This window comes from Agrilactobacillus yilanensis (genome assembly GCF_003946725.1).
GTDB classification, from domain to species: domain Bacteria; phylum Bacillota; class Bacilli; order Lactobacillales; family Lactobacillaceae; genus Agrilactobacillus; species Agrilactobacillus yilanensis.
Genome location: NZ_RHOY01000016.1, coordinates 26,677 through 52,753, shown reverse-complemented (window position 1 = coordinate 52,753; position 26,077 = coordinate 26,677). Strand labels below are relative to the sequence as shown.

Here is a 26,077-nt window from a genome sequence, read left to right as displayed (position 1 = left end):
TTATTTCCCAAGAAATAATATTTCACCAATGCCAACTCAAAACTGTCTGCCAATGCAAATAAGTCTTTAAGCTTGTAAAACCAACAAAAGCCGCAAAACAAAGACCAATCACACCATAACTCAGCAGTATTTTCAAAATTCGATGCTGATAATAGTAAGTTGCTGCCGCAATACTTTTAAAAATCAAAAGACATAAGCCTAAAACAAGCCCTGTTTCAATGAATAAAAAGCCAAAATCTAAAAAATGGGCGGTTGTCAGCAGCTGCACGCTTAAACTGATTAGACTGTAAATACCCAATACTAAGCCACAAAACTGCCAAATACTTTTACGCTGCAGCGGTATTTCATCAATGAGTGCGTCCACCATGGCTTTAGGCTGTCTGCCAAAATATTCTGAAGCACTTTGCCCATGTTTTTGTGCCTCAATGATATCTTGCAGAATTTCTAACAGTAGCCCTTCCCCCTGGGGTTCCGCTCTAAATAAAGTTTGGCATCTAAAATAAATAAGTAAATTTTCGTAATAACGTCGATTAACCTTGTCTAATTGCTGCCGTAATAGATTATTTTGTGCGATCACTGCTGAGGTCTTCATAGACATCCTCCTTAATTAATTGCGCCACATTTGTACTTAAAACCTGCCATTGTTTGATAAAAGCCTTCTTTTCAGCTTTGCCCGCAGCCGTCAAAGTATAGTATTTACGGTCCGGCCCGTTTTCTGACGGCTGTAGCTGACTTTGAATGAAGCCCTTTTTTTCTAATGACAATAGTAAAGGATAAATGGTGCCCATGGGGACTTCATCAAAGCCAAACGCCATGAGTGCTGTACTGATCTTATAACCATAAAGTGTTTCTCGGCTTAATAAAACTAAAATACATCCGGATAAAATTCCTTTTAACATCTGTGAAGACACTTTGGATGTCATAAAAAAGTCTCCTTAGCTAACTATCTTGCTTTACAAATTAGTATACGTTAAGATTAACTAACTTGCAATACAAACTAGCAGACTTTTTAATCAGTGCACAAAAAAAGCCCAGTCCTCAAAATACGTTGACTGGGTTTTTTAAGTTTAACCTACTTTTGCAATTTTACCTTGTTGGATATAAACACTCAAGATACCGATGTCGGCTGGATTGACACCGCTAATCCGACTGGCTTGAGCTAGCGTTTCCGGTTGGATTTTTTCTAGCTTCTGCCGTGCCTCAGTAGCTAAACCGTTAATGGCACTGTAGTCGATCCGATCTGGAATCTTTTTCGCTTCTAGCCGCTTTAATTTGGCAATTTTAGCTTCTTCCTTACGAATATAACCGGCATACTTCACTTGAATTTCAACTTGTTCAATAACCCGATGATCCAATGCCGTTGGTGCTGCACCTACAAAACGTACTAAATCTGCATAGGTTACTTCTGGCCGCTTTAAGAAATCAACACCCAAAACACCATCTTTCAAAGGTGCAACTTGTTTTTCGGCTAAAAAGGCTTGTACTTCTGGTGTCGGTTTAACCCGAACATTTTCCAAACGCGCTAATTCTGCGTCGATGGCTGCTTTTTTAGTTAAAAAGTTTTGATAACGGTCTTCTGAAATCAACCCAAACTCATAACCTTGCTGAGTCAATCGTAAATCGGCGTTATCGTGGCGCAACATCAAACGGTATTCTGCCCGGCTGGTTAATAAACGATAAGGTTCATTAGTACCTTTAGTTACTAAATCATCAATCATGACCCCAATATAAGCATCACTGCGTTTTAAAATAAACGGTGCTTTGCCCTGAACTTTTAAAGCAGCATTAATTCCTGCGACAATGCCTTGACCAGCAGCTTCTTCATAACCAGAAGTACCGTTCATTTGACCCGCTGTATAAAGATTTTCAATAACTTTAGTTTCCAAAGTTGCTTTCAACTGCCAAGGCTCCACCACATCATATTCGATAGCATAGCCCGGCCGCATCATTTCTGCATGCTCTAGACCGGCCACAGAATGCAGCATTTTTTGCTGAACTTCTTCGGGCATTGATGTGGAAAAATCACCGACATAATATTCTTCTGTATCGCGACCTTCAGGCTCTAAGAACAGCTGATGCCGTGGCTTATCCGCAAAACGGACAATTTTATCTTCAATTGAAGGACAATATCTTGGGCCAACCCCTTCAATGACGCCTGAAAACATTGGGGCCCGATCTAAATTATCCCGAATAATTTGGTGGGTTGTCGCATTGGTATAGGTCATCCAGCACGATAATTGATCGGTTAAATAAGCCGCATCTGGCGTTTCATAACTAAATGCATTCGGAGTTGTATCCCCAGGCTGTTCTTCGGTCTTGCTGTAGTCAATCGTGTTGCCGTCCACGCGTGGTGGCGTCCCGGTCTTAAACCGCCGCAATTTAAACCCTAATGTTTCTAAGTTTTCAGACAGCTTAATAGATGGAATCGAGTTATTAGGTCCTGAAGAATACATCAATTCGCCGATAATAATCTTACCCCGAGAAGCTGTACCCGCTGTTAGGACAACCGCATCTGCTAAATAACGGGCGCCTGTATTCGTGATAACCCCTTTACAAACCCCATCTTCCACAATTAATGCATCTGCAATACCTTGGCGTAAGGTGAGATTGGCTTCATTTTCTAAAGTATCTTTCATCACCCGATGATATTGGCCTTTATCCGCTTGGGCCCGTAAAGCCCGGACAGCCGGGCCTTTACCCGTATTTAACATCCGCATTTGGATATAAGTGGCGTCAATATTTTTACCCATTTGACCGCCTAAAGCATCAATCTCTCGAACAACCGTCCCTTTTGCCGGACCGCCTACCGAAGGATTACAAGGCATAAAAGCCACCATATCTAAATTGATTGTCAGCAGTAATGTTTTTTGTCCCATTCGTGCCGCTGCTAAAGCCGCCTCACTGCCTGCATGGCCGGCACCAACAATAATCACATCATAAGTTTTAGAATCGTAAGTTTTCATTTATTTAAAAATACTCCTTTAAGGCTTTTAACCTATTTACCTAGGCAGAATTGACTGAATAATTGCGTAATTAATTCATCTGGTGCACTATCTCCTGTAATTTCACCTAATTTATCCCAGCAGCTTGTCATATCAATTTGAACCAAATCCACCGGCATCCCGGCAGCAATGCCTTGACGGACATCATTTAAAGCCTGTTGTGCCTGGCGCAACAGCCCAATTTGCCGGGCATTCGTAACCATCACCGTATTTTGATTGGTTTCAATCCCTGCAAAAAACAAAGCGTTTATCCGGCGTTCCAAGGCCTTAGTGCCTAACTGCGTTAAAATTGAAATTTCTAAAGGCTGCTCGCCTTCATGCAAATACGGCTGCAACATTGTTTTCGTCAGTGCCGTTGGTAAATCTGTTTTATTTAACAAAATAATCCGTTTTTTAGCCTTTGTTAAAGTTAACAGCTCTTGATCTTCTGGGGTTAAGGCTTCGCTTTGGTTAAGGACTAGTAACACTAATTCAGCCGCCTCCAGTGCTTGCCGGCTGCGATCAACCCCGATTTTTTCAACCTTATCTTCTGTGTGGTGAATCCCCGCAGTATCAATTAATTTTAGCGGGACCCCGTTAATATTGACATATTCCTCGATCACATCTCGAGTTGTCCCGGCCACATCGGTTACAATCGCTTTATCTTCGTGTAATAAATAATTTAATAAACTGGATTTCCCCACATTCGGCCGGCCAATAATCGCCGTCGCTAGGCCTTCCCGCAAAACTTTACCTTGTTGTGCAGTCTTCAAAAGCTCACTAATGGCTTGATCCACAATATCTGCTTTTTCCAGCAGCATCTTCGTCGTTAATTCATCTTCATCGTATTCTGGATAATCAATATTCACTTCAACTTGCGCTAAAACTTGCAAAATTTCTTGACGCAAATTCTGAATTAAATGGGCTAAATTTCCGTCCAGCTGATTCAAAGCCACATGCATTGCCTTATCCGTTTTAGCTCGAATCAAGTCCATCACCGATTCTGCTTGCGTCAAATCAATTCGACCGTTTAAAAAGGCCCGCTTTGTATATTCTCCAGGTTCTGCCGCCCGAGCACCATTGGCCAACAATAACTGTAAAATACGATTCGTTGCCAAGAGGCCGCCGTGACAGTTGATTTCAATAACATCTTCACGGGTAAAAGTCTTTGGTGCCAACATTACCGAAACCATCACTTCGTCAATCACTTCATCTGTTTCAGGATCCACAATATGACCGTATTGAATCGTATGGCTGGCAACTTGCGCCAAATCTTTGCCTTTAAAAATTCGATTCGCAATTGTTAAACTTTGTTCACCAGATAGACGCACAATTGAAATTGCACCCTCACCAATCGGTGTCGAAATCGCGGCAATCGTATCATATTCTGTTACTGTATGTGCCATAATAACCTCCATAATTTCTTTCAACGAGATTCAAAACATAAAAAAAGTGCCAATCCATCACAAACGCAAGGCTAAACAAGCAATTTGCAATGGAGAAAGCACTTTGACTACTTCGTCCGTATTTAAATGTCTATAATATACTAATTTTAAATCAATTTGTCAAAACTTAATTAAACTTACTTTTAATAATCACATAACGATGAGGTTCTTTACCTTCTGAAATCGTATCAACATGCGTATTATCAGCTAATTGTTGATGAATGACTTTCCGTTCAAAAGAAGGCATGTCATCTAACAAATAAGGTTTGCCCGAAGCGATGACTTCTCGCGCGGCCTTATCCGCTAAGTGTTTTAAGGTTTCTTCACGGCGTTGCCGGTAATTACCCACATTTAAAGTAATCCGAAACTTGCCTTTGCCATAATGATTAAAATAAGTCTGCGCTAAATATTGTAAAGAGTTGATGGTCCGTCCATGTTTACCAATGACCAAACCTTCTTTATTGGTATCCAGCTGATACACAACTTCATTTTGCTGCCGAGATAACTTAATCAAAACCGGTGTTTTTAAGGTGGCGCAAATACTGGTAATATAAACACCTAAATCTTTTAAAACCTCATCGTTGTCAACAACGGTTGCAGGTTGAGCAGCTGGTTTTTCAGCTGTCTCTGGTTTTTTAGATTCAGTTAACTGGGTTTTGGGAATGACGTCATCCCCATCTTGAACAGCTGGTGTTGGTAGCGGCTGCGCTTGACGGTCTGGTTCTAATTCTGCTTCAGGTACAGGCTCTGGAATTTTTTCCACCTGAACGACTGCTGGATCACCGCCTAAGCCCAAAAAGCCGCCCCGTTTTCCTTCAGAAACCACTTTTACTGTAACTTCTACTTCGGTCAAATTCAGAGCTTTTAAACCCTTTTTTATGGCCTTTTGAACTGTTGAACCTTCAAAAGTTGGCATGGATAAACCTCCTCTTTACTATCGTTTTCGCCGATAAGCTTTCTTTCGTGCCTTCTGTAATGCTTTTTCGCGATCTTTTTTCGCTTGTACCTTTGCTTCTCTTTCTCGAATGATCTTATAAGGATTTTGTAATAATAGTGTCTGCCCAACTTGGAAAGCGTTAGAAACTACCCAATATAAGGTAATCGCTGACTGGAAATTCAAGGAGGTGAACAAAATAATGATTGGCATCCCCCAAGTCATCATCCGCGTTGTCGCATTTTGCGTTGGCTGTGACAAACTAGAAAGATAAGAAGTGGCTAAAGTGAACAGCGCCGCTAAAATTGGCATAATGTAGTACGGATCTTTAGCCCCAAGCTGCATCCATAAGAAACTACCTTCACTTAAAGCTTTCGTTCTGGCAATCGCCTGGAACAACGCATACATAAATGGTAACTGAATCACTAACGGTAAACAACCCATCAGTGGATTAACGCCAGCTTCAGACATCAACTTTTGCGTTTCCGTCTGCAATTTACGCTGTGTGTCCGCATCTTTAGCATCATATTTCTTACGTAGTGCTTCTAATTCTGGCTGAATTTCCATTTGTTTCCGCATACTCTTCATTTGGAAATGATTTAATGGTAATAAAACCAACCGAATAATAATCGTAAAGATCACAATGGCCCAGCCAAAACTGTTATTAAAGATATGTGCGATCCATAAAATAAACTGTGAGAAGTTATAAACTATGTAATGATCCCAAATACCTGTACTATCCTTCGTTACTGGCGTAGTGATATTGGTACAGCCAGATAATACTACAATTAGTAGCGCCAAAAAGCCAAATAAAGCTAAGCGTTTAAGTTGTCGTTTATTCAAAAGCATTCCCTCATCATTTTCTTGATTACCCGTCTCAATTAAGATTTTGTCATTTCAAAATCTTTGTCTAGCAAGCCCGCCAGTTTGAAGACATGAATCAAATTTTTTTTCGTCTCAAAAAAGTCTAAATCTTTACTTGGTTTACGGGCGATCACTAAAAAATCAACATCTTGCTTTAGATAAGGTTTCAATTCTAACAAGCTTTGTCGAATATAACGTTTAATTTGATTACGTAAGACCGCAGTATGGCCAACCTTTTTACCAACGGAAATGCCGACACGAAAATGCTTTTGTGCAGGCACCGTTAAATGACAGACAACAAAATTCCGATTGGCCATCGAAGCTCCAGTTGTAAAAACGTTTTGGAACTCGGCCTCCTTTTTAATCCGATACGATTTACGCATAATTATCCTTATCCTAACTAAATTTACCTATATTAATAGGAAATGATTAAAAAAGCTAAATAAAAAACCACTGAATCATCAGTGGCCTTATGCAGACAATACCTTTCTGCCTTTTGCACGGCGTCTAGCTAATACCTTACGGCCGTTTTTAGTACTCATTCTCTTCTTGAAACCATGGACACGTTCACGATGACGTTTCTTAGGTTGATAAGTCCGTTTTGTTGTCAAAACTACACCTCCTCGGATGATACGGTGAAAATTTATTTAAGTTTAGATCATAGAAATACACCGTTAAATACAATCACTAGCCTATAATATCACATTTTTGATAGAACGCAAATAAAATTTTAAATTCTGTGGCGCAATTTTATCCACAGCTCACTAAAAAGATGTGCCTATCAAAAAAATATAATTTTTTAGTTTAAAAGTTTTCCACAGCCTTTTTTGAGGAGTATCCACAAGTTAACGCTGTTAATTTTAAACTATCCACAGCTTCGTTTTTTGTGTGTTAATAACCATTAATAATGGTATACTATAGGCTTTTGTATTCAGATGTCATCTGTGGATAACTCAAAAATTTTATTAAAATCCCCACTATCCACAGTCATTAATATTTTTGTTTTTGGGAATTGTGATTTAAATAAATCTTAGCGATCTTCCTGTGGAAAACTTTTTTTATAAATGCTAAAATATTTCAGTACACTAAAAATGTGCATAACTTTTTAGAATACACTTTATCAAGTTGAAGGGGAGGGAAAAATCGTTGCCAAATTTAGAGGAGCTTTGGCACTACATTGATCAGCAATTTCAAGCAAGTTTCACTTTAGTCAGTTATCGAACTTGGATTCAATCTGCAAAACCTGTGGCCTTAGTCGGTAATAACCTAAAGATTTCTGTACCTTCGAAATTGCATAAGGATTATTGGGAGAGCAATATTTTAACAAAAATCGTCGAAATCATTTATGCGCATTTTAACGTCGAGTTAAATCCAATTTTGATCGTTGCCGCTGAAGATGATGCTGATTTAACAGCACCGGAAGCCACCACAGAACCGGCCAAAAAAGAAACAACTGAAGCAGCGACCGAAACCAATCGATTCTTAACGAATACGCATTTAAACAGCAAATACACTTTTGAAACTTTTGTCACGGGTACCGGTAATCAAATGGCCCATGCAGCGGCGTTAGTTGTTTCAGAAGAGCCTGGCGTTTTATACAACCCACTATTTTTATATGGGGGCGTGGGTTTGGGTAAAACCCATTTGATGCAAGCTATCGGCCATCAGTTGTTAACCAATAAACCCAACGCAAAAGTCAAATATGTAACCAGCGAAACTTTTACGAATGACCTTGTCAGTGCGATTCAAACCAACACACAAAAACAATTCCGTGAAGAATATCGTAGCGTGGACCTATTAATGGTAGATGACGTGCAGTTTTTTGCGGATAAAGAAGCGACACAAGAAGAGTTTTTCCATACATTTAATGATTTATATGAAGAAAAAAAACAAATTGTCCTCACTTCTGATCGTTTGCCAAATGAAATTCCAAAACTGCAAGACCGCTTAGTTTCTCGCTTTAAATGGGGCTTATCTGTTGACATTACACCGCCAGACTTAGAAACTCGGATTGCTATTTTACGCAATAAAGCCGATGCGGACCAACTGGACATTCCAGATGATACTTTGTCTTATATCGCAGGCCAGATTGATTCCAATATTCGGGAACTAGAAGGCGCCTTAATTCGAGTACATGCTTACGCCAATATGAAAAATGAAGTTATTTCCACTAGTCTGGCGGCTGATGCCTTGAAGAGCCTGAAGTTGAGTGACGCCGCTAACGGCTTATCTATTCTTAAAATTCAAGAAACCGTAGCCAAATATTACCATATTTCTTTGACAGATCTTAAAGGTAAAAAACGCAATAAAGGCATTGTTGTGCCAAGACAAATTGCTATGTATCTATCTCGAGAACTCACAGATAGTTCGCTACCAAAAATAGGCATGGAGTTTGGCGGTAAAGATCATACCACCGTTATCCATGCCCATGAAAAAATTGATCAAAGTCTTAGCGATGATCAAGATTTAAAGAATAATATTGCAGAATTAAAGAATCTTTTGAAAAATTGATCTGGGGATAACTTTTGGCTTTTCCTCAAGGTTATCCTTTTTTTATCCACATGTGAAAAACTAAATAGGCCTTCTTTTTTTTAGTTTTCCACAGTATTCACCGCTCTACTACTATTACTACATTATTAATTAATAGATTTATCTAAAAAACAAGTTGTACCCTAGGAGGATGCTTCATGAAATTTACAATTAGCCGTTCAAGATTCATAAAAACTTTAAATGATGTTCAACGGGCTATTTCCAATAAAGTTACCATTCCAATTTTAACCGGACTTAAATTAGAATTAACGCATAATGGCCTTACTTTAACGGGTAGTGATGCGGACATTTCCATTGAGGCCATCATTGATGTTAATGATCCCGATGCCCAATTAGTGATTGCAGAAACCGGCAATATTGTGTTACCTGCCCGGTTCTTTGGCGAAATCGTTAAAAAATTACCGAATAACTTAATGACAATTATTGTTGAAGAAGGCTTCCAAACAACGATCACTTCAGGGCCTGCTTCATTTAATATTAATGGTTTAGATGCCAACAGCTATCCTAGACTGCCAGAAGTTAATGCGGCCCAAAAACTGACACTTTCTGCAGATATTTTAAAACAAGTGATTTCTCAAACGGTTATTGCAGTTTCAAACCAAGAAAGTCGGCCAATTTTGACCGGGGTTCACTTGAAAGTCAATGATCAATTGCTTTCAGCCGTGGCAACGGACAGTCATCGGTTGTCTCAACGGAAGCTGACTTTAGAAAATACGCAAAATCTAGAATATGATGTCATTATTCCTGGTAAAAGTTTAACGGAACTGGCTAAAATTTTAACAGAAGATATCGAAGAAGTCGACTTAAGAATTACCGAAAACCAAGTTTTATTTACCGCAGGGACGATTCAATTTTATTCGCGGCTTTTGGAAGGCACTTATCCGGATACAGATCGTTTAATTCCAACAGAGTCAACGACGCAAGTTGAATTTGAGTCTAATGTCTTATTAGCTTCGATTGAACGGGCTTCTTTACTGTCTCATGCGAGTCAAAACAACGTAGTCCGGTTAGTCTTTGAACCTGCTGATCAAGTGGCAACGATTTACAGTAATTCCCCAGAACTCGGGAATGTGGAAGAAGCTTTAAAATTCGAAAATTTATCTGGTGAACGTTTGGATATTTCATTTAATCCGGATTATATGAAAGACGCATTGCGGTCCTTTGGCCAAACTAACGTGAAAGTCGCCTTCACTTCAGCATTGCGGCCATTTACGTTAGTGCCTTCTGAAGACGACGACAATTTTATTCAATTAATTACACCTGTCCGGACTTTTTAATTGGTATACCAAATTTAAAATTCTTGTATATCAGTTGTACTGATGCTGTATTCAGCGGTTTGTATTAAAAGTTGAGTGTCATTAAATAACGAAAAAGTGTCCTACTACACAAGAAAAATTGTGCTAGTTTGGACACTTTTTTAGGTGTTTTTTAACGCTTTGAACTTAAATTGATTGAAATTTAAGTTATTGCTTTGTGTTTTTAGCGAGCCAAAATGAAAAATTAAGGCTAATTTGGCTAAAATGGACTTATTTTGCTTTTTGAATTGTTTTCCCCTGTTTTAGTCATAAGATACTTATTACAAATAAATTGGCTGAAATGGACGTTTTTACCTCAAATAGTTTGTTTTTTAAGATATAAAAGTCTATAATAGTATAGAGATCCTACTGATATATTCGGTTTTTTAGCTGCTTAAAACATTGGGTTTTAAGTTTGTTCACTGGAGGTGATGAAGTGTCGCTGAAAACTGTTGTTATTTCACAACCTTATATTACACTGACGCAAGTTTTGAAAGAAGAAGGCATTATAGGTACTGGCGGCCAGGCAAAGTGGTTTTTACAAGAAAATGTTGTCTTTGTGAACCATGAAGCTGAGCAGCGTCGTGGTCGAAAACTTTATCCTGGCGATATTTTAGAAGTTCTAGATCAGACTTTTGAAATCCAAAAGCAGGTTTAATATGTTTTTAGAACGTTTAGAATTAACAAATTTTCGAAATTATGAAACCAATACCCTGAATTTTGATCAGGGTATTAATATTTTTATCGGGGCGAACGCACAGGGTAAAACTAATTTATTGGAAGCCATCTATGTTTTAGCATTAACCCGTAGTCATCGAACGGCCAACGATAAGGCACTAATTCGCTGGCAGCAGGATTTCGCTAGATTGGAAGGTGTCGTTCAGCGCCAGACCGGAAAGCTGCCCTTGGAGCTGATTATTAGCAAGCAAGGCAAGCGGGCTAAGGTCAATCATTTAGAGCAGGCTAAACTTTCAGCATATTTAGGCCACTTTAACGTGGTTTTGTTTGCACCAGAGGACTTAGAAATTGTAAAAGGACCGCCAGCTAATCGACGCCGATTCATTGATATGGAATTTGGTCAGATGAATATGAATTATTTGATGAATCTGAGCCAATATAAGCTGGTCTTAAAACAAAGAAATTTATATTTACGCCGTTTAAAATATAAAGAGGCCAATGATTTGATTTATTTAGAAGTTTTATCGGATCAGTTGGCCGCTTTTGGTGCTAAGGTGATTAAAATTCGGCATCAGCTATTGCAGCAGATGCAAAATTTCGCTCAGATTATTCACCAAGAGATTACCAATCAGCAAGAACAATTGACTTTTAAGTATCAAACCTTTGTTAAAACGGAACAGTTAAGTGATTCTGAAGAAGTTTTGTATCAGGCAATTAAAACAATTTATGAAACGAATCAAAAACGTGAAATAGAACATGGGACAACATTATTTGGGCCTCATCGGGATGATGTTGTGTTTTATGTAAATGGGCAAAATGTTCAGGCGTTTGGGTCCCAAGGTCAGCAGCGGACAACGGCGCTGAGTGTGAAGCTGGCCGAAATTGATTTAATGCAAGCACAAACGGGTGAATATCCAGTTTTATTATTAGATGATGTATTGTCGGAATTAGATGATGTCCGGCAAACCCATTTGTTAAAGGCCTTTCAAGATAAGGTGCAGACTTTTTTGACGACGACGAGCTTGGATAGCGTGGCCAAAGAAATTATTAAGACACCAAAAATTTTTACAATTCAAGACGGCATCGTATTAGATGAACCGTCAAGTTAAGCGGATAACGGAGGTAAATCAATGCCAGAAGATCATTCTGAAGATAAGAATTTAGAATTGCCGGCTGAAGTTGAAGCTAAGGCAGAAGAAGCAGCACAACCAGATTTAAGTGCTGAAGCCGCAGAAGAAAAGACGGCTAATTTAGAAAAATTGGCTAAGCGCTATGATGCCAGCCAAATTCAAGTGTTAGAAGGCTTAGAAGCTGTTCGTAAACGGCCAGGGATGTACATTGGCTCCACAAGCGGCCAAGGGCTACACCATTTGGTTTGGGAAATTATTGATAACGGGATTGATGAAGCTTTAGCTGGCTTTGCCAATGAGATCAATGTGGTTGTAGAGGCCGATAATAGCATTACCGTAACGGATAATGGCCGGGGGATTCCAGTAGGGATTCAAGCTAAAACAGGCCGTCCAGCGTTAGAAACGGTTTATACCATTTTGCATGCCGGGGGTAAATTTGGCGGCGGCGGATATAAAGTTTCCGGCGGTTTACACGGTGTGGGGGCTTCTGTTGTTAATGCGTTATCCTCTAAACTAGATGTCACCGTTACTAAAAATGAAAAACAATATTATATGGATTTTGAACGGGGCAAAGTGCATACCGAAATGAAAGTCATCGGGACAGCTGGCGCCCATGAACATGGCACAAAAGTCCATTTTGTACCAGATCCAGATATCTTTACGGAAACAACGGTTTATGATGACAATATTTTAACAACGCGGATTCGAGAATTGGCTTTCTTGAATAAAGGCTTAAAATTAACCTTCACGGATAACCGTAAAGAAACTCAAGAAAAATTGGAATTTCATTATGAAGGCGGCTTAAAGAGCTACGTTGAATTTTTGAACGAAGATAAAGAAGTTTTATTCCCAGAACCGATTTATGTGGAAGGGGAACAGCAAGGGATTACGTTAGAAGTGGCGATTCAATACACCATGGGCTTTAAGAGTAATCTGATGACGTTTGCCAATAATATCCACACGTATGAAGGCGGGACCCATGAAGCTGGGTTTAAGACAGCTTTAACTCGAGTGATCAATGACTATGCAAAGAAAACTGGGTTGTTTAAGGATAATGATGAAAATCTGTCTGGTGAAGATGTCCGAGAAGGCATGACGGCCATTGTCAGTATCAAGCATCCGGATCCTCAATTTGAAGGTCAAACTAAAACTAAACTGGGCAATTCAGATGCGCGGACGGTAACGGATCGCATGTTTTCTGAAGCGTTCAGTAAGTTCTTGATGGAAAATCCAACGGTTGCCCGGTCAATTATTGATAAGGGGCTGTTGGCTGCCCGGGCGAGAGTCGCTGCACGGCGGGCCCGTGAAGTAACCCGTAAAAAGTCAGGCTTGGAAATTAGTAATTTACCTGGGAAACTAGCCGATAATTCTAGTAAAGACCCAGAAATTTCAGAATTATTTATCGTCGAAGGGGATTCCGCCGGCGGTTCTGCGAAATCTGGCCGGTCTCGGTTGACACAAGCAATTTTGCCGATTAGAGGTAAAATTTTGAACGTCGAAAAAGCCAGTATGGATAAGATTTTGAGCAATGAAGAAATTCGGTCCCTGTTTACAGCCATGGGTACAGGTTTTGGCTCAGAATTTGATGTTCAAAAGGCAAGATACCATAAGCTTATTATCATGACTGATGCGGATGTGGACGGGGCACATATTCGGACATTGCTGTTAACGCTGTTTTATCGTTATATGCGGCCGATTGTAGATGCGGGTTATGTTTATATTGCTCAACCACCACTATATCAAGTTCGGCAAGGTAAATTTAGACGCTATATTGATTCGGATGAAGAATTAAAAGAAGTTGTCGGCCAACTATCTGCCAGTCCTAAACCGGTTATTCAACGGTACAAAGGGTTAGGGGAAATGGATGCAGAACAGTTATGGGAGACAACGATGAACCCTGAAAATCGACGTTTATTGCGGGTTCAAGTTTCCGATGCGGAAGAAGCCAATCAAGTTTTTGAAATGTTGATGGGCGATAAAGTTGAACCAAGACGAATTTTTATTGAAGATAATGCAACTTTTGTTGATAATCTTGATATTTAAACAGGTTTTGGTGCTATTGAAGGGAGTTTGAAAAGTACATGGATAATGCACAGGATCGGCGCATCACAGATGTTAATCTATCCAAAACCATGCGCAGTTCTTTTTTAGATTATGCCATGAGTGTTATCGTGGCCCGGGCATTACCAGATGTCCGAGATGGCTTAAAGCCAGTTCATCGGCGGATTTTATACGGAATGAACGAGTTAGGGGTAACTCCGGACAAACCTTATAAAAAATCAGCCCGGATTGTCGGGGATGTTATGGGGAAATTTCACCCCCATGGTGATTCGGCAATTTATGAATCTATGGTCCGGATGGCCCAAGATTTCAGTTACCGTTACATGTTAGTTGATGGTCATGGGAATTTTGGCTCTGTCGATGGTGATGGTGCAGCGGCGATGCGTTATACGGAAGCGCGGATGAGTAAAATTGCCACAGAAATGCTGCGGGATATCAATAAAGATACAATTGATTTCACAGATAACTATGATGGCAGTGAACGTGAACCCGTTGTTTTGCCAGCTCGTTTCCCTAACTTATTAGTAAATGGGGCGACGGGGATTGCCGTTGGGATGACTACGAATATTCCACCGCATAATCTGGCAGAAGTCATCAAAGCCCTGCATATTTTGATGGACAACCCTGAAGCAAGCATTGAAGACTTGATGGAGGCTGTACCTGGGCCTGATTTCCCAACCGGCGCAATTGTGATGGGCAAATCTGGCATTCGTAAAGCTTATAAGACGGGCCGCGGCAGTATTACTCTGCGGGCAAAAGTAGATGTAGAAGTTCAAAAAAATGGTCGGGAACGGATTATCGTTACTGAAATTCCTTACATGGTGAACAAAGCAAAATTAGTGGAGCGTATCGCTGAATTAGCTCGGGACAAGCGTTTAGAAGGCATTACCGATTTAAACGATGAGTCTGATCGTGATGGGATGCGGATTGTGATTGATGTCCGCCGTGACGTGACCGCAACGGTTGTTTTGAATAATTTGTATAAGCTAACACCGCTGCAAACTTCTTTTTCTTTTAACATGGTCGCCATTGTAGACGGCGCACCAAAAGTCTTAAATCTAAAGCAGATTTTAGAATATTATTTAAAACATCAAGAAGAAGTTATTCGGCGTCGGACGCAATTTGATCTGAAAAAGGCGCAAGCTAGAGCGCATATTTTGGAAGGCTTGCGGATTGCCTTAGATCATGTGGATGCTATTATTACTTTAATTCGTAACTCGCCAACGGGTGAAGTGGCTAAAAATGAATTGATGAGCCAATATCATTTAAGTGATAAACAGGCCCAGGCAATTTTGGATATGCGTTTTGTTCGGTTAACCGGTTTGGAACGAAATAAAATTGAGTCTGAATATAACGAATTACAAGCACATATTGCAGATTATCAAGAAATTTTGAATCATCAGGAACGGATTAATCAAATCATCTACGAAGAATTATTGGAAATCCAAAAGAAATATGGCGATGATCGGCGGACGGAATTATTAGTCGGTGAAGTGCTCAGCATTGAAGACGAAGATTTGATCGAAGAAGAAGAATCAGCCATTACCTTAACCCATAATGGTTACATCAAACGGATGCCTTCTACTGAATTTAAAGTTCAAAATCGCGGCGGCCGTGGGATTCAAGGCATGGGTGTTCATGATGATGACTTTATTGAACATCTGGTGATCACCTCGACCCATGATGTGCTGTTATTCTTTACTAACCAAGGGAAGGTTTATCGCTCGAAAGGTTATGAAATTCCCGAGTACGGCCGGACGGCTAAAGGAATTCCAATTATTAACTTATTAGGGATTGACTCTGATGAAAAAATTCAAACGGTTGTCCATATTCCAAAACACCAGACGACCCAAGATGAAGAAAGTTATTTGTTCTTCATTACAAAATATGGTGTGGTAAAACGGACCGCAGTTTCTGAATTTGAAAATATTCGCAAGAGTGGCTTGCGTGCCGTAACGCTTAGAGATGATGATGAATTAAGCAATGTTTTGTTAACAAACGGCCAACAAAATATTTTAATTGGCACGCACTTAGGTTACGCTGTTTCCTTTAGCGAAGCAGACGTTCGGGCAATGGGCAGAACAGCTGCTGGTGTCCGGGGTATCCGCTTAAGAGAAGCCGATTATGTTGTGGGCAGTGATGTTTTACGGCCAGATTATGATGTCTTTGTCATTTCAGAAAAAGGTTATGGCAAGCGGACACCAGCCGCAGAATATCTAATTAAAGGCCGTGGCGGTAAAGGGATTAAGACCGCTAATATCAGCAGTAAAAATGGGCCATTAGCTGGCGTAACGACGGTCCATGGCACGGAAGATATTTTGGTTATGACAAACACCGGTGTCTTAATTCGATTTGAAGCAGAAAATATTTCGCAAACAGGTCGGGCTACTTTAGGTGTTCGGTTGATTCGGGTGGACGATGAAGCGATTGTTTCCACAATGGCCAAAGTTGATCCTGAAGCGGAAAAGAAAAATGAGGCTGAATCAGAAGCTACAGCACCAGCCACAGAAACAGACGAAGCACATCCAGAAATCGATGCATTGTTAGATCGCGCACAACAAGATCAAGCTGACGACGATGATGCACCTCAAGTTTAAATAAATTTCAATTTAAAACGTTAAAAAATAATTGTTTTGCGTAATCTAAGATTGACTGTAATAAAGTCAACAACGGGTTAGGCAACACAATTATTTTTTTGTTTTCATTGTAAAAGGCTTAAATTTATGCTAAAGTAAATATTTGTGAGTATCCGTCAAAATGATGGAGAACTCCTTGTTGTTTAGCAAATCTAAACAGCCAAAAGTCCATAAGGAGGTGCAAGACAGTGGCTAAAGTACATTATGAAATTACTTATATCATCAATCCTGATCTTGATGAAGCAGGTAAGAGCACACTGGTTGAACGTTTTGATACAATCTTGAAAGATAACGGTGCTGAAATCGTTGATTCTAAAGATTGGCAAAAACGTCGTTTTGCTTATGAAATCAACAAGCATAACGAAGGCGTTTATCATATCGTCAATATCAATGCTGAAGATACAACGGCAATTGATGAATTTGACCGTTTAGCTAAAATCGATGGCGGTATGTTACGTCATATGATCGTTAGACGCGAAGCGTAATTGTGATAAATTTGATGTTTGGAGAGGAGCAGTTGTAAAATGATTAATCGAGTTGTCCTAGTTGGTCGTCTAACCCGAGACGTTGAACTTCGTTACACCAATAATGGTGCTGCTGTGGCAAGTTTCACAGTAGCGGTCAATCGACAATTTACGAATGCTCAAGGGGAGCGGGATGCAGACTTTATTAACTGTGTCATTTGGCGTAAAGCTGCTGAGAATTTCGCGAACTTTACACGTAAAGGTTCTTTAGTTGGGGTAGAAGGTCGGCTGCAAAGTCGTTCTTATGATAACCAACAAGGCCAAAAAGTTTATGTTACTGAAGTTGTTGTAGATAATTTCTCTTTACTAGAGTCAAGAGCAACAACACAACAACGGGATAATGGTGCCGACAATGGCGGTGGCAATTATAACGGTGGTAATAACAATCAAAATTATAACCAGAACCAAGGTTATAATCAAAATAATAATGGCAATCAAAATACCGGTATGCCAACATCAAACAACAATAATTCAATGCCTAATAACAGTAACAACAATGTCTCAAATAACAATAATCAGTCAGATATGCAAGATCCTTTTGCAGATAATGGCCAACAAATTGATATTTCTGACGACGATCTGCCATTCTAAGCAGGTTGTTTCCAAAACGAAAAGTAAACTTAAATTGAATCTTAAATAAACTAAATTTCAAGGGAGGTATAAATATGGCTCAACAACGTCGTGGCCGTCGTCGCCGTAAGGTTGACTTTATCGCCGCTAACCATATCGAATACATCGATTACAAAGATACTGATTTATTGAAACGCTTTGTTTCTGAACGTGGCAAAATTTTACCACGCCGTGTCACTGGTACAAGTGCTAAGAACCAACGTAAATTAACAATTGCTATCAAACGTGCACGGATCATGGGTCTTTTACCATTCGTTGTAGAAGATTAATAGACTACATCCAAGAAGCTCATTCAAAGTTAACCTTTGAATGGGCTTCTTTTTTTGATTTTTATTTACTAAATAAAAGTAAGTGTGTTAAACTAAAAACAATGACTAAAATAGGGGGCTTTATTTTGAGTTTAACAGATACGTATACCTTAAATAATGGCGTTAAAATACCAGTAGTCGGTTTTGGGACTTGGCAGACACCAAGCGGTGCAGTAGCCGAACAATCCGTTTATGATGCAATTATGGCCGGTTACAAGCATATTGATACAGCCACTGCTTATGGCAATGAAACTTCAGTTGGTGCTGGGATCAAACGCAGTGGCATTAAACGAGATGAGCTCTTTGTAACGACCAAATTATGGAATCCAGATCATGGCCGTAAAGCAGCAAAAGCAGCCATTGATGCTTCTTTAAGTGCTTTAGGTATTGATTATTTGGATCTTTATTTAATTCATTGGCCAAACCCAGTGGATTTACGGGATCGTTGGGCTGATGCTAATGCGGAATCGTGGTTATCCATGGAAGAAGCTGTTCAAGCTGGTAAAATCCGCGCAATTGGGGTTTCTAATTTCCGTAAACCACATTTAGAAGCTTTGTATCAGACTGCTAAAATTCAACCAGCTGTCAATCAAATCTTCTTAAATCCTAGTGATCTACAGCCTGAATTAACTGCCTATAATACAGACCACGGCATGTTAAATGAAGCTTACAGTCCATTAGGTACCGGTAAGATTTTTGAAGTTGATGCCTTAAAATCAATCGCTGACAAATACCATAAATCTTTGGCCCAAGTTGTTTTGCGGTGGAGTTTGCAACATGGTTTCTTACCATTGCCAAAATCAGTTCACGCTGACCGAATTAAAGCAAATACTGAAATTTTTGATTTTGAAATTGATGCTGCAGATATGGCCACAATTGATGGTTTACGCGGGGTTGCTGGCTTAGCTCAAAACCCAGATGACCGCCCATTTTAAAAGGCACATAAATCAATAAAGTTTTCTACGTGATGGCTTATATCGAAAATGTACGCTATAAAAAGGTTACAAAAAAAGAAGCACTTAACGTGCTTCTTTTTTGTGGCCTTAAGTCTGGTTTTTAGAAAACCGCCAGTGATGTGGTTTAGTACGCCAATTTTTTAGAGCGGTTTGACTGAAATGATAACCATAAAGTCCAGTGATGACAAAGCAAGGCAACCACATGAAAACATAACGGCTAGTGCCCCCTTCAAAGATCAAAAGATAAATTTGCATGCCCAAAATAATCAATTGATTTAACCGGAGAAAGTTAAATTTTTCAGTCGGTTTCACAAAAATACTCATGAAACTAAAGCTTAATAAGATGATCCAAGTTACTTGATTGAGCCAGCGCATTGGGTTACGGAAACGACCGTCAATTAAGTTAAAAGCGGCACTGAGTCGAGAGATCAAGTTGATCGGGTAATGCAGCTGTTTATGGTTAAAGTTAATGTCACCGTCCCAAACAAAATTACCATTGGCAATATTATTGTTGAATTTAACCCGCAAAAATTTTAAATAACCTACAACACCGTAATTGTGTAAGCGTTGCTTGATTTTGCGGCGATTCATGGCATCTCTTGCTTGATAGGTTTTGACATTGTGGGTCGCAATTGGATCGGCATCATTATAACCGCCGATACCCGCTAACCCCATGGCAATAAAATGACTAGGGGGTGTTTTCAGTTGAGGATCCAGTTTATAAGCTTTGCCTTCAACGGTAAAAGTCAAATTATGATAGACATAATGGGTGTACATCTGGTTGCCAATTACAAAAATACTTAAAGCCCCGATGGTATAAAGCAGACCAACTAAAAATTGACGCCAATTTAGACGTTGTTTTAAGGCGTGTAGCATTAGAATGATGACAAAAGCCATACTGATGATTAGCGTTGTTGGTTTAAGTAAGTAGCTGGCAATACTCAGTAGGGCATAAAGTATTGTCCAAAGGCTGCGCGGACCGTGGGCAGTTGCTTGGCTGATTTTCAGTGCAAGCAAGCTCAGGCCAACAACCGCAAGCAGTCCTAGGGTATCTGAATAAAATTCCAAAATCCATGGGGATAGGCCCCAAAATAAAAGACCTAAACTAAAAAGAACGGTACCAAAGTGTGCATCTTTAAGGCGTTTGCCGATAAAATACATGCCCAAAACGGCTAAATCTAAGACAAGCGCATTAGCCACAAGCAATGCTTTTAAAATAGTTGGCATCAAGCCGGTATCAATAGCCATGCGGTAAATACCGTGTTCAATTAATAGTAAAAAGGTGTTGTTGTAGTTCCAAGAAAAATAGGCTTGACTGAAGGCACCCCCGGCATTTTGAATGATCACCCCAGGATCCCAGCCAGAAAGAATGGTGAGTTGCCAATAAAATAAGAGCTGGTAAATAAATAAAAGGCCTAAAACAAGCGCTAGATAACGTTTAGGTAGGACAAAATTTTTAAATCGTTGATAGATTTTAGGCTGCAACAAAAGGATAATGAGACCAATAACAAGCAGTAAACCTAAAAATTTACCCCAAAATGGTAGAAAACTAAAATTTGGTGTCTTAAAAGCGGTGAGTACCGAAGCAGCCGCAAATAGGCCAAAAATAAGTTTAATAACTTTATCCAGGCCATTACTAAGTGATTTCAAGATGAATTTCTCCCCTAAAAATGACAGATTTACAAAATAAAAAATATTTTAAATTATTTTAAATGATAACTTCTCTGAATATACCATAAAAAAGCACCGATATAAAATGAAAATTTCATATCGGTGCACGTTGATTATTGTAAATTATTAGACAAATCGCTCATGGATTTGTAGTGGCTAATGGGCCATACGTCGCTTTTAATTTCTTTAAAACAGTCCGACGTTTGTTCGGTAACCCAAATGCAAAGGTCATCGTTTTATCACGGTTGATTGAAAAATCAAATCGAGAAAAACCGGTAACTTCTTCTAAAGTTAAACGAGATAAGTGATGTTGGGCAATATAAGCATTGAGACACAAATTAAAGTACTTTAAGCGATAATTACTATAGATACCTAGGATGAGGATAATTGCGTAAAAATTGACCATGATGATAGATCTTAACGAAAAATCTGATTGGAATAGATCTGTTAAAGTAACACCAACTAAAGTAATGGCTAGTAAGGCGCTGAGTAAAATACTGTCTTTGATGGCGGTTGTTCGCATGCCAATCACCTCCCCAATTATTATCTTAAGTATAGCATGAAGTTTTTATAATTAGGGAGAAACACCCGGTTAAACGAAAATTTTGTAAGCGGTTTATCCATGGTTTTCTAGGTTAGTGCTCGAGGCTTTCGTGCTCTGGCTTAAACGCGTTCCAAGCTACTGACAATTTACATAACTACGTCTTACTCACAAGCCAAGACCGGGCTTATGTCGTAAGTCTAGGTTATGTGCATTGTCAAACCGTAGCTTGTCCCGCTCTACAAAAACGCGTTCAGCCTCATTATCTTCTTGTATAACTACGAATCTCTTGTGTGTCTAGCGACACTCGGCAAGATTCTAGGTTATACGTGAAGCCAGCCCATGAGGCTTCTCGCTCTGATTAAAACGCGTTCAGGGACACTGACTTCTCACCTAACTACGAATTATTCATAAGCGAAGTGCACTTATTTCATAATTCTAGGTTAGTGCTCGAAGTCAAAATCATGTCCCTTCACGCTCTGATTAAACGCGTTCCAAAAGACTGATTTCTGCGCTTAGCTACGTCTAACTTGTAAGCGAAGCCCGCTCACGGCGTTAGCCTAGGCTTATGCTCAAAATCAACCCGTCTTTTGTCCCGCTCTGATTAAATTTGATCTAGGGCTTGTTTCAAATCTGCGATTAGGTCATCGGCGTTTTCAATGCCAATGGAGATTCGGATGAGGTCGGGGGTGATGCCGGTGGCTCTAAGTTCGGCTTCATTAAGTTGTGCGTGGGTGGTGGAGGCTGGATGGATGATTAAGGATTTGGCGTCACCAACGTTGGCGAGTAAAGAGAAGATGTTAAGTTTGGTGATCAGTGCTTTGCCGGCTGCTTCGCCACCTGTTAAGCCGATAGTGAAGATAGCGCCGACGCCTTTTGGAAAATCTCGGACAGCTAAATCGTGATAAGGGCTGTCTTTAAGTTCAGGATATTTGATCCAAGCAACTTTTGGATGGGCATCTAAGAATTCAATAACTTTGCGGGTATTTGCGACGTGGCGTTCTAAACGTAAAGATAAGGTTTCTAGACCTTGTAATAGTAGGAAGGAATTAAAGGGACTGATGGCTGCACCAGTGTCCCGTAATGTTTCTGCCCGAACTTTTGTAGTGAAGGCGCCACCTTTTAGATCCGCGAATACAAGGCCGTTATATTGGGCATCTGGGGTAGTGAAGCTTGGGTATTTACCAGAAGCTCGGTAGTCAAATTTGTCATTTTCGACAATCAGGCCGCCCATGGTTGTCCCGTGACCGCCGATGAATTTTGTAGCAGATTCAACGACAATATCAGCGCCTAAATCTAAGGGGCGATATAAGTATGGTGTGGCAAAAGTATTGTCAACAATCAATAGAATTTGATGTTTGTGGGCAATTTCTGCGATTTTTGGTAAGTCCACTAAATTGATGTCCGGGTTACCGATACTTTCAAGATAAAGGGCTTTAGTATGTTCATTAATAGCTTTTTCAAAATTATTTGGGTCGTCGGAATTAACAAAATGCGTTGTGATGCCCAATTTTGGTAAGGTGATGTTGAATAGGTTATAAGTCCCGCCATAAAGCGTGCTGGCAGCAACAATTTCGTCGCCTTGTTCAGCAATATTTTGAATGGCGGCTGTAATTGCAGCGGCGCCAGTGGCTAAAGCAACACCACTTGTGCCGTTTTCTAAAGCAGCAACGCGCTGTTCTACAACGGCTGTGGTTGGATTGGTCAAGCGGGTATAAATATTACCGGGGTCTCTTAGTGCAAAGCGATCAGCGGCTTGTTGAGGATTATCGAAGACATAAGAAGTTGTTTGATAAATGGGTACGGCCCGCGCTCCGGTTTCATCAACGGTTTGGCCAGCGTGAATTTGTAAAGTTTCAAAGTTGTAATTGTTTTTTGTCATCGTTTTTTTGCTCCTTTAAAGTAAATGATTGATCTAACCAAGATTGGTACAAGTAACGACTGCAACATCGCCAATGGGCGTAAGAAAACTGTGGGGCGGTTAAAGAGATATTAATGGGTGGTTTTACGGCCATATTTTTGTGTAAATCCCGATAATATTCATTGCTTAAAGTATCCATGAAGTATTCGGGATGCCCCAAAACATAAAGACTGTGCTTTGTATCAGATTGCATTAAAAATGGGCCAGTGGACTGGTTATCTCCTAGAACTTGTAAACCAGGCGTATTTTGAACGGTCTGCCGATCAACTTTGCTAAAACGAGATTGTGGCATTTGGAACCATTGCGGTAAAGCTGAGTCGTTTAACTCATTAACGTAAACACCAAAGATTTTTTCATCTAAGTCAATTTTAGGAATGGCATAATCGACAAATAAAGCGGCTTGGGCGGCCCAGCAGGTAAATAATTGGGTTTGAGTATGACTTTGAGCCCAGTGGCGAATAGCAATAAATTCCTGCCAAAAATCGATTTCATTGAAGTCAAGCCGTTCCAGCGGTGCACCGGTGACTAACAGGCTATCAAAGTATTGATCTTTTATTTGATCTAACGTAACGTAGTTTTTTGCTAAACTAGTTTGATCACCATGATGCCAACAATGGGTTTTAGGATACATGAACGTTAATGAAATGGGCCGGTTTAGTTCATTGCAGAGATTGCTGAGTTGCGTTTCGGTAGTTTGTTTATCCGGCATTAGGTTTAAAACTAAAATGGAAGTCGCTTGCTTTTTGTTTAGTGGTAAAATTCGATTTGTTTTTTTGTTAAACCCGTTTGTACAAAATACAGTCATGAAATCACTCCTTTTGATGACAATAAAAAATCCCCGTATCAATTAAGATACGGGGACGATGTGGTCGTGGTACCACCCCAAATTTGTAATTTAAAAAAACTACCTCAAAAGTACACAAATTCATTGATTTGTAGACTTGGGATGCTATCGGATCCTACCGGAATTTTAGCTTGCACTGCCATTCAAGACTCAGAGCTCATCTTCGTTAACTTCTCACTGCCACCCTCACACTAACGGTGGTCGCTTGTTCAGTTACGCCATTAACTACTCTTCTCATCAACGTCAAATTAAATAATTATTAAGTTAAGATTAGTATATATTGTTTTTGGTTAATGTCAAGGCGGATTTTAAAATTAAATTCTAATAATTTTAAATAAAATCAATGAGTATCACCAAAAAACAGATTTCAGCAGATATAAAATTATTATTAATAGTAACAGAGCAATGTATAAAAATAGGACTACCTACAACCTTAATTAAGTTGCTGATAGCCCACACTGAATAATTTCAAATCGATGAATCGCTCTGGTTGTATTGTAGCATAGCAGTTTAAAAAAAGTTAGATATTTAAGATAATAATTATTTTATTTAAGTTTAAATTAATATATTTAATACTAATTTAAACTATTGATTACGATTTTGATCAAAGTTATAAGCAGCGATTAAAAAATTCTCTTCAACTATAATTTAAAGTAAATACTCATATTTTAGAAATAAGCACAAAAAAGCACTGATAGACTTTAGCTATCAGCACTTAAAATGTTAAATTAGGCTTTAAAATTCAGTCGTTACGGTTACGTTTTGTACTGGAATATCATAAAATGGATCTTTGCGTTTCATTAAGAATGGTTTGGCTGATTGAGGGAATAAACCATAACTTAAGACATCTTCATCTGTATCCGCAAAAGCAGCGGCTTCCTTACGAATTTCAGGTAATTCAGGTTTGATCAGATCTGCAGGCCGTTGGGTGATAACCGGTTCATTGCCAATGATCTTTTCTTGAATTTCTGGATCCACTGGTGCAGGCGTCTTACCATATAAGCCTTTAACGTATTCCTTAATTTCATTAGGCACCATTTTATAGCGTTCTTTAGTTAAGACATTCATAACGGATTGGGTTCCAACCATTTGGCTTAATGGTGTGACAAGTGGTGGATAGCCTAAATCTTTACGGACTTTAGGGACTTCTTTCAAAACAGCCTCATATTTATCAGCTTGGCCTTGCTGGGTTAATTGGGATAATAAATTACTGAGCATGCCGCCGGGGACTTGGTAAATCAAAGCTTTAGGTTCAACAGCTAAAACTTTTGGATTAATCGTGCCGTCATCTAAAAAGCCTTGACGGATAGATTTGAAGTAATCAGCAATATCACTGATTAAATCCATGTCGACAGGAATATCATAACCAAGACTACGTAAACCTAAAACCATAGATTCAGTGGCTGGTTGACTAGTTCCGCCAGCAAATGGAGAGACCGCCGTGTCAATAATATCGGCACCGGCTTCAATAGCCTTTAAATAAGTCATTGGTGCGATACCACTCGTAGCATGGGTGTGAATCTCCAAAGGTAAATCAATAGCATCTTTGATCATCGAAACTAGCTCATAAGCGTTTTCTGGCGTCATAATACCAGCCATGTCTTTGATAGCAATGGAATCAGCACCTAGAGCCGCATATTGTTTTGCTAAGTCTAAGAAATAGGCATTATTATGAACTTCACTAGTTGTATAAGAAATTGCTGTTTGGGCTTCTCCACCCGCTTTTTTAGTAGCTTCAACCGCAACTCTGAGATTTCTAGGGTCATTTAAAGCATCAAAAATACGGACAATATCAATGCCGTTTTCAACGGATTTTTGGACAAATAATTTAACAAAATCATCAGCATAATGGCGATAACCTAATAAATTTTGGCCCCGTAAAAGCATCTGTAGTTTAGTGTTTTTAACGTGTTTACGAATGATTCTTAAGCGTTCCCAAGGATCTTCATTCAGATAACGTAAGGCAGAATCAAAAGTTGCACCGCCCCAAACTTCCATAGCATAGTAGCCGGCTTGATCCATCTTATCTAAGATGGGCAGCATCTGTGCGGTGGACATGCGGGTGGCGGCCAGACTTTGATGGCCATCCCGTAAAACGGTTTCCATGA

Annotated in this window: 23 protein-coding genes; 10 read left to right on the top strand and 13 right to left on the bottom strand. The window is 39.5% G+C overall.

What is annotated here, in order from left to right:
* Window positions 1–22 precede the first annotated feature (22 nt).
* From EKM93_RS10360 to rpmH, 8 genes are all read right to left on the bottom strand, one after another.
* Entirely contained in the window at window positions 23–592 is a 570-nt protein-coding gene (locus tag EKM93_RS10360) for a DUF1129 domain-containing protein (RefSeq protein ID WP_125715525.1), read from the bottom strand.
* Window positions 561–923: a PadR family transcriptional regulator gene (locus tag EKM93_RS10355; RefSeq protein WP_125715524.1), complete on the bottom strand. Its 363-nt coding sequence runs from the start codon at window positions 921–923 to the stop codon at window positions 561–563. The genes EKM93_RS10360 and EKM93_RS10355 overlap by 32 nt, the downstream gene beginning before the upstream one ends.
* Window positions 924–1,067: 144 nt before the next feature.
* On the bottom strand, window positions 1,068–2,963 hold the full coding sequence (mnmG, locus tag EKM93_RS10350) for a tRNA uridine-5-carboxymethylaminomethyl(34) synthesis enzyme MnmG (RefSeq protein WP_125715523.1): 1,896 nt from the start codon (window positions 2,961–2,963) through the stop codon (window positions 1,068–1,070).
* A 32-nt stretch (window positions 2,964–2,995) separates the two neighbouring features.
* Entirely contained in the window at window positions 2,996–4,387 is a 1,392-nt protein-coding gene (gene mnmE, locus EKM93_RS10345; RefSeq protein ID WP_125715522.1) for a tRNA uridine-5-carboxymethylaminomethyl(34) synthesis GTPase MnmE, read from the bottom strand.
* Window positions 4,388–4,553: 166 nt separating this feature from the next.
* Window positions 4,554–5,342, bottom strand: coding sequence for an RNA-binding cell elongation regulator Jag/EloR (gene jag, locus EKM93_RS10340; protein ID WP_125715521.1), 789 nt, complete (start codon window positions 5,340–5,342; stop codon window positions 4,554–4,556).
* Window positions 5,343–5,360: 18 nt separating this feature from the next.
* Window positions 5,361–6,209, bottom strand: a complete 849-nt coding sequence (gene yidC, locus EKM93_RS10335; protein ID WP_125715520.1) for a membrane protein insertase YidC — start codon at window positions 6,207–6,209, stop codon at window positions 5,361–5,363.
* 32 nt (window positions 6,210–6,241) lie between these two features.
* Window positions 6,242–6,607, bottom strand: a complete 366-nt coding sequence (rnpA, locus tag EKM93_RS10330) for a ribonuclease P protein component (RefSeq protein WP_125715519.1) — start codon at window positions 6,605–6,607, stop codon at window positions 6,242–6,244.
* A gap of 87 nt (window positions 6,608–6,694) precedes the next feature.
* Window positions 6,695–6,835 carry a 50S ribosomal protein L34 gene (rpmH, locus tag EKM93_RS10325; protein WP_081763026.1) on the bottom strand — a complete coding sequence of 47 codons (141 nt, stop codon included), beginning with the start codon at window positions 6,833–6,835 and terminating at the stop codon, window positions 6,695–6,697.
* A gap of 535 nt (window positions 6,836–7,370) precedes the next feature.
* On the opposite strand from rpmH, the gene dnaA reads away from it, so the two are divergent.
* The 10 genes from dnaA (at window position 7,371) to EKM93_RS10275 (ending at window position 18,971) form a co-directional block, all read left to right on the top strand.
* Window positions 7,371–8,735: a chromosomal replication initiator protein DnaA gene (gene dnaA, locus EKM93_RS10320; RefSeq protein ID WP_125715518.1), complete on the top strand. Its 1,365-nt coding sequence runs from the start codon at window positions 7,371–7,373 to the stop codon at window positions 8,733–8,735.
* Between the two features lie 176 nt (window positions 8,736–8,911).
* Window positions 8,912–10,051: a DNA polymerase III subunit beta gene (gene dnaN / locus EKM93_RS10315; protein ID WP_125715517.1), complete on the top strand. Its 1,140-nt coding sequence runs from the start codon at window positions 8,912–8,914 to the stop codon at window positions 10,049–10,051.
* 454 nt (window positions 10,052–10,505) lie between these two features.
* Window positions 10,506–10,727, top strand: coding sequence for a S4 domain-containing protein YaaA (yaaA, locus tag EKM93_RS10310; protein ID WP_125715516.1), 222 nt, complete (start codon window positions 10,506–10,508; stop codon window positions 10,725–10,727).
* A gap of 1 nt (window position 10,728) precedes the next feature.
* Window positions 10,729–11,856 carry a DNA replication/repair protein RecF gene (gene recF / locus EKM93_RS10305; RefSeq protein WP_125715515.1) on the top strand — a complete coding sequence of 376 codons (1,128 nt, stop codon included), beginning with the start codon at window positions 10,729–10,731 and terminating at the stop codon, window positions 11,854–11,856.
* A 150-nt stretch (window positions 11,857–12,006) separates the two neighbouring features.
* Window positions 12,007–13,920, top strand: coding sequence for a DNA topoisomerase (ATP-hydrolyzing) subunit B (gyrB, locus tag EKM93_RS10300; protein WP_225423699.1), 1,914 nt, complete (start codon window positions 12,007–12,009; stop codon window positions 13,918–13,920).
* 38 nt (window positions 13,921–13,958) lie between these two features.
* Window positions 13,959–16,535: a DNA gyrase subunit A gene (gyrA, locus tag EKM93_RS10295; RefSeq protein ID WP_125715513.1), complete on the top strand. Its 2,577-nt coding sequence runs from the start codon at window positions 13,959–13,961 to the stop codon at window positions 16,533–16,535.
* 227 nt (window positions 16,536–16,762) lie between these two features.
* A complete protein-coding gene (rpsF, locus tag EKM93_RS10290) occupies window positions 16,763–17,059 on the top strand; it encodes a 30S ribosomal protein S6 (protein ID WP_125715512.1) in 297 nt (98 codons plus the stop codon).
* A gap of 39 nt (window positions 17,060–17,098) precedes the next feature.
* Entirely contained in the window at window positions 17,099–17,689 is a 591-nt protein-coding gene (gene ssb / locus EKM93_RS10285) for a single-stranded DNA-binding protein (RefSeq protein ID WP_125715511.1), read from the top strand.
* A gap of 74 nt (window positions 17,690–17,763) precedes the next feature.
* Window positions 17,764–17,997, top strand: coding sequence for a 30S ribosomal protein S18 (gene rpsR, locus EKM93_RS10280; RefSeq protein WP_125715510.1), 234 nt, complete (start codon window positions 17,764–17,766; stop codon window positions 17,995–17,997).
* A gap of 101 nt (window positions 17,998–18,098) precedes the next feature.
* The gene (locus tag EKM93_RS10275) at window positions 18,099–18,971 is read left to right on the top strand and encodes an aldo/keto reductase (RefSeq protein WP_125715509.1); all 873 of its coding nucleotides are present in this window, start codon (window positions 18,099–18,101) and stop codon (window positions 18,969–18,971) included.
* A 108-nt stretch (window positions 18,972–19,079) separates the two neighbouring features.
* Here EKM93_RS10275 and EKM93_RS10270 read toward each other — a convergent pair whose 3' ends face one another.
* From EKM93_RS10270 to EKM93_RS10250, 5 genes are all read right to left on the bottom strand, one after another.
* Complete coding sequence (locus tag EKM93_RS10270) at window positions 19,080–20,642, bottom strand: glycosyltransferase family protein (RefSeq protein WP_125715508.1); 1,563 nt, start codon at window positions 20,640–20,642, stop codon at window positions 19,080–19,082.
* Between the two features lie 160 nt (window positions 20,643–20,802).
* Window positions 20,803–21,186: a hypothetical protein gene (locus tag EKM93_RS10265; RefSeq protein ID WP_125715507.1), complete on the bottom strand. Its 384-nt coding sequence runs from the start codon at window positions 21,184–21,186 to the stop codon at window positions 20,803–20,805.
* A gap of 622 nt (window positions 21,187–21,808) precedes the next feature.
* Window positions 21,809–23,086 (bottom strand): O-acetylhomoserine aminocarboxypropyltransferase/cysteine synthase family protein, encoded by a 1,278-nt coding sequence (locus EKM93_RS10260; RefSeq protein WP_125715506.1) that lies wholly within the window; start codon window positions 23,084–23,086, stop codon window positions 21,809–21,811.
* Window positions 23,061–23,930 (bottom strand): homoserine O-acetyltransferase/O-succinyltransferase family protein, encoded by an 870-nt coding sequence (locus tag EKM93_RS10255; RefSeq protein ID WP_125715505.1) that lies wholly within the window; start codon window positions 23,928–23,930, stop codon window positions 23,061–23,063. Before EKM93_RS10255 ends, EKM93_RS10260 begins: the two co-directional genes overlap by 26 nt.
* Window positions 23,931–24,704: 774 nt before the next feature.
* Window positions 24,705–26,075, bottom strand: coding sequence for an oxaloacetate decarboxylase subunit alpha (locus tag EKM93_RS10250; protein WP_225423698.1), 1,371 nt, complete (start codon window positions 26,073–26,075; stop codon window positions 24,705–24,707).
* Window positions 26,076–26,077: the final 2 nt, after the last annotated feature.

Coding starts and splice junctions, on each gene's coding strand:
- EKM93_RS10360 (WP_125715525.1), bottom strand. CDS start 592: ATGAAGACCTCAGCAGTGATCGCACAAAATAATCTATTACGGCAGCAA.
- EKM93_RS10355 (WP_125715524.1), bottom strand. CDS start 923: ATGACATCCAAAGTGTCTTCACAGATGTTAAAAGGAATTTTATCCGGA.
- mnmG (WP_125715523.1), bottom strand. CDS start 2,963: ATGAAAACTTACGATTCTAAAACTTATGATGTGATTATTGTTGGTGCC.
- mnmE (WP_125715522.1), bottom strand. CDS start 4,387: ATGGCACATACAGTAACAGAATATGATACGATTGCCGCGATTTCGACA.
- jag (WP_125715521.1), bottom strand. CDS start 5,342: ATGCCAACTTTTGAAGGTTCAACAGTTCAAAAGGCCATAAAAAAGGGT.
- yidC (WP_125715520.1), bottom strand. CDS start 6,209: ATGCTTTTGAATAAACGACAACTTAAACGCTTAGCTTTATTTGGCTTT.
- rnpA (WP_125715519.1), bottom strand. CDS start 6,607: ATGCGTAAATCGTATCGGATTAAAAAGGAGGCCGAGTTCCAAAACGTT.
- dnaN (WP_125715517.1), top strand. CDS start 8,912: ATGAAATTTACAATTAGCCGTTCAAGATTCATAAAAACTTTAAATGAT.
- recF (WP_125715515.1), top strand. CDS start 10,729: ATGTTTTTAGAACGTTTAGAATTAACAAATTTTCGAAATTATGAAACC.
- gyrA (WP_125715513.1), top strand. CDS start 13,959: ATGGATAATGCACAGGATCGGCGCATCACAGATGTTAATCTATCCAAA.
- ssb (WP_125715511.1), top strand. CDS start 17,099: ATGATTAATCGAGTTGTCCTAGTTGGTCGTCTAACCCGAGACGTTGAA.
- rpsR (WP_125715510.1), top strand. CDS start 17,764: ATGGCTCAACAACGTCGTGGCCGTCGTCGCCGTAAGGTTGACTTTATC.
- EKM93_RS10275 (WP_125715509.1), top strand. CDS start 18,099: ATGACTAAAATAGGGGGCTTTATTTTGAGTTTAACAGATACGTATACC.
- EKM93_RS10265 (WP_125715507.1), bottom strand. CDS start 21,186: ATGCGAACAACCGCCATCAAAGACAGTATTTTACTCAGCGCCTTACTA.
- EKM93_RS10260 (WP_125715506.1), bottom strand. CDS start 23,086: ATGACAAAAAACAATTACAACTTTGAAACTTTACAAATTCACGCTGGC.
- EKM93_RS10255 (WP_125715505.1), bottom strand. CDS start 23,930: ATGACTGTATTTTGTACAAACGGGTTTAACAAAAAAACAAATCGAATT.
- EKM93_RS10250 (WP_225423698.1), bottom strand. CDS start 26,075: ATGGAAACCGTTTTACGGGATGGCCATCAAAGTCTGGCCGCCACCCGC.